At 72.7% G+C, this 2,818-nt stretch carries 5 protein-coding genes; 1 reads left to right on the plus strand and 4 read right to left on the minus strand.

Features of this window, described 5'->3' with window-relative positions; all coding sequences use genetic code 11:
* Positions 1-85 precede the first annotated feature (85 nt).
* Genes H5J29_RS27925 through H5J29_RS27935 form a run of 3 tightly spaced genes read right to left on the minus strand, consistent with a single transcriptional unit; the run spans position 86 to position 2,045 of the window.
* Entirely contained in the window at positions 86-1,096 is a 1,011-nt protein-coding gene (locus H5J29_RS27925; RefSeq protein ID WP_181783974.1) for an aldo/keto reductase family protein, read from the minus strand.
* 18 nt (positions 1,097-1,114) lie between these two features.
* Positions 1,115-1,504: a hypothetical protein gene (locus H5J29_RS27930; RefSeq protein ID WP_181783975.1), complete on the minus strand. Its 390-nt coding sequence runs from the start codon at positions 1,502-1,504 to the stop codon at positions 1,115-1,117.
* A gap of 58 nt (positions 1,505-1,562) precedes the next feature.
* Complete coding sequence (locus H5J29_RS27935; RefSeq protein WP_181783976.1) at positions 1,563-2,045, minus strand: MarR family winged helix-turn-helix transcriptional regulator; 483 nt, start codon at positions 2,043-2,045, stop codon at positions 1,563-1,565.
* A 34-nt stretch (positions 2,046-2,079) separates the two neighbouring features.
* On the opposite strand from H5J29_RS27935, the gene H5J29_RS27940 reads away from it, so the two are divergent.
* The gene (locus tag H5J29_RS27940) at positions 2,080-2,460 is read left to right on the plus strand and encodes a DUF5313 family protein (RefSeq protein WP_312858450.1); all 381 of its coding nucleotides are present in this window, start codon (positions 2,080-2,082) and stop codon (positions 2,458-2,460) included.
* Between the two features lie 244 nt (positions 2,461-2,704).
* On the opposite strand, the gene H5J29_RS27945 is transcribed toward H5J29_RS27940, so the two are convergent.
* The coding region (locus H5J29_RS27945) for an S-adenosylmethionine:tRNA ribosyltransferase-isomerase (RefSeq protein ID WP_181783978.1) at positions 2,705-2,818 on the minus strand (114 nt) is incomplete at its 5' end.

The following is a 2,818-nucleotide window of genomic DNA, read 5'->3' on the forward strand; positions in this document are numbered from 1 at the left end:
TCGAGCAGCTCGACGGCACACGCCCGACCGAGCCCGCGCGTGGAGGCGCACACCAGCGCCGTGCGCCCGGCGATCCCGAGGTCCATCAGACCGGCCTGCGCCGCGGCGTCGAGCCGGCGACCAGGCTCGCGTCCCGGTCGACGACGTCGCCGAGGGTCTCGTCGACGGCCTTCAGCGCGTCGTCGGGGATCCGGACGCCCGCCGCCTTCACGTTCTCCGCCACCTGCTCGGGGCGGGAGGCACCGACGAGCGCGGCGGAGACGTTGGGGTTCTGCAGCACCCAGGCCACCGCGAGCTGCGCCATGGTCAGGCCGAGGTCGCTCGCGATCGGCGCCAGGGCCTGGACGCGGGTGAGGGTCTCGTCGTTCAGGAAACGGGCGATCGCGTCGGCGCCGCCGCCCGCGTCCGTGGCCCGCGAGCCCTCCGGGTACGCCTCGCCGGGCTTGTACTTGCCGGTCAGCACGCCCTGGGCGATGGGCGACCAGACGATCTGCCCGAGCCCGAGCTCCTCGCAGGTGGGGACGACCTCGGGCTCGATGACCCGGTGCAGCATGGAGTACTGCGGCTGGCTGGACACGAGGGAGACGCCGAGGTCCTGGGCCAGCGCGTGCGCCGCGCGGATCTGTTCCGCGGTCCACTCGCTCACGCCGATGTAGAGGGCCTTGCCCGCCCGCACGACGTCGGCGAACGCCTGCATCGTCTCCTCGAGCGGGGTGAACGAGTCGTACCGGTGTGCCTGGTAGAGGTCGACGTAGTCCATGCCGAGGCGGCGCAGGCTGCCGTCGATGCCCTCGAGGATGTGCTTGCGGGACAGGCCCTGGTCGTTCTTCCCGCGCGGCCCGGTGGGCCAGTAGACCTTGGTGAAGACCTCCAACGACTCGCGGCGCTCGCCCTTCAGCGCCGCGCCGAGGACCTCCTCGGCCTTGCCGTTCGCGTACACGTCGGCGGTGTCGAAGGTGGTGATGCCGTTGTCGAGCGCGGCCCGCACGCACTGCGTGGCGACGTCGTTCTCCACCTGGGAGCCGTGGGTGAGCCAGTTGCCGTAGGTGATGGCCGAGATCTGCAGGCCGGAGCGCCCGAGGTAGCGGAATTCCATGCCGCCATCGTGCACCGCTCAGGCGGCGAGTGCCTTGAGGTCGACGTAGCGGACGCCGGCGTGCAGCGCCCGGCGGGCCGCCCCGACCGTCATCCGGGCCGCCACCACCACGGCCGCGGACCTGCGGCGGGGGAGGGCGTCGCGGCGGGCGATGAGCGCGACCATGTCGTCCTCGCCCAGGTCGCGGGCCATCTCGACGAGCGTGAGGCACCGGCCGTGGGCGAAGACCAGCCCGGTCTCGTGCTCGCTGTGCAGCCGGGCGTCCGCCGGGAGGCCCGCCACCGTGGGGTCCGTGGCGATGCGGTGCCGGGCGGCCACCTCCGCCGGGGGGACGCACACCTGCTCCGGGACACGAGGCAGCCGTTGCGTCGGGGCGGCGGACGTCGTCGTCGGCGGGCGGGTCGGCATGGGTGCCTCCTTCTCGGCTCTCCTGTCATCGGCCGCGAAGAGTCAGACGTTAGCCCGATCAGCCCATCGGACGAGCGCTGTCACCGAGGGTGTCCGGGGTGGGGTCCGACCGGGTCGCGGCGATCACTCCGCTGAGGACGGTGTGCAGGCGTTCGAGCTCCGCGAGTGGCATCCCGAGACGCTCCACGATGGCGGGCGGGATCCGCTCGGCGCGGGTGCGCAGGGCGCGGCCCGCGTCGGTCAGCGTGATCGCCAGCATCCGCTCGTTGCCCGGCACCCGCTCGCGATGGACGTACCCCGCCGCCTCGAGCCGCTTGAGCAGCGGCGACAGCGTGCCGGGATCGAGGGCGAGCACGCCGCTCAGGTCGGTGACCGAGCGCGGGGAGCGCTCCCAGAGCGCGAGCATGACCAGGTACTGCGGGTGGGTGAGGCCCATCGGCTCGAGCAGCGGCCGGTAGAGCGCGATGACGTTGCGCGCCGCGACGGCCAGGGCGAAGCACACCTGGCGGTCGAGTCGGAGGAGGTCGTCACCGTCGCTCATGGGCGCTATCATACTTGGTGTGCAAACAATTGGGGTGCGACCCAACGTGGTCCGGTGGGTGCTCTACGCGTGGGGCGCGGGCCTGCCCGGCCGGCACCGGGAGTGGGTCCTGCACGACGTGACCACCCCGACCTGGCGGCTGCGACACCTGGCCCGGGCCACGACGCAGCTCGCCCCGTTCGCCGTGCTGCTCTACGTCCTGCTGCCCGGCCAGCCGTGGGTCCGCGCGATGGCGGTCCTGGCCGGGCTGCTGATCGGCTACTTCTACTCCTGTGCGTACATGGCCGAGTCCGCCGAGCACCGAGCGGTGAAGGCCGGGTACCCGCGGGGGACCGCCGCGGGCCTGCGCGCCGAGGCGGACGCGGACGGCCGGAAGGAGGCGCAGGAGCGGTACGAGGCACGCTGGCGGTCGTAGCGGGCGGTTCTTGAGTCGTCGCGCCGTGCAAGATCGCACGTTTCGTGTTGTCAGCGCTGCTTGATCGCCGGTTGCGTGCGCTCAGTGCTGTCCGGACCGCGCTGAGAGCGCGAAACGTGCTCGCAGCGCCGCACCCCTCCGAGGCCGAAGCCCCGACGAGCACTCGACCCTGCGCGTCACCGAACCGCGCTGAGAGCACGAAACGTGCCCTCACCGAACCGCGCTGAGAGCACGAAACGTGCCCTCAGCGCGGGCCGCGCCGGGGCAGCAGCAGACACGAGTCGCCGAACTCGTGCCAGCGGTACCCCTCGTCGAGCGCCGCGGCGTACGCCCGCTCCACCAACGCCCGCCCCGCGAC

Source organism: Pseudonocardia pini, assembly GCF_013870575.1.
Taxonomy (GTDB): domain Bacteria; phylum Actinomycetota; class Actinomycetes; order Mycobacteriales; family Pseudonocardiaceae; genus Pseudonocardia; species Pseudonocardia pini.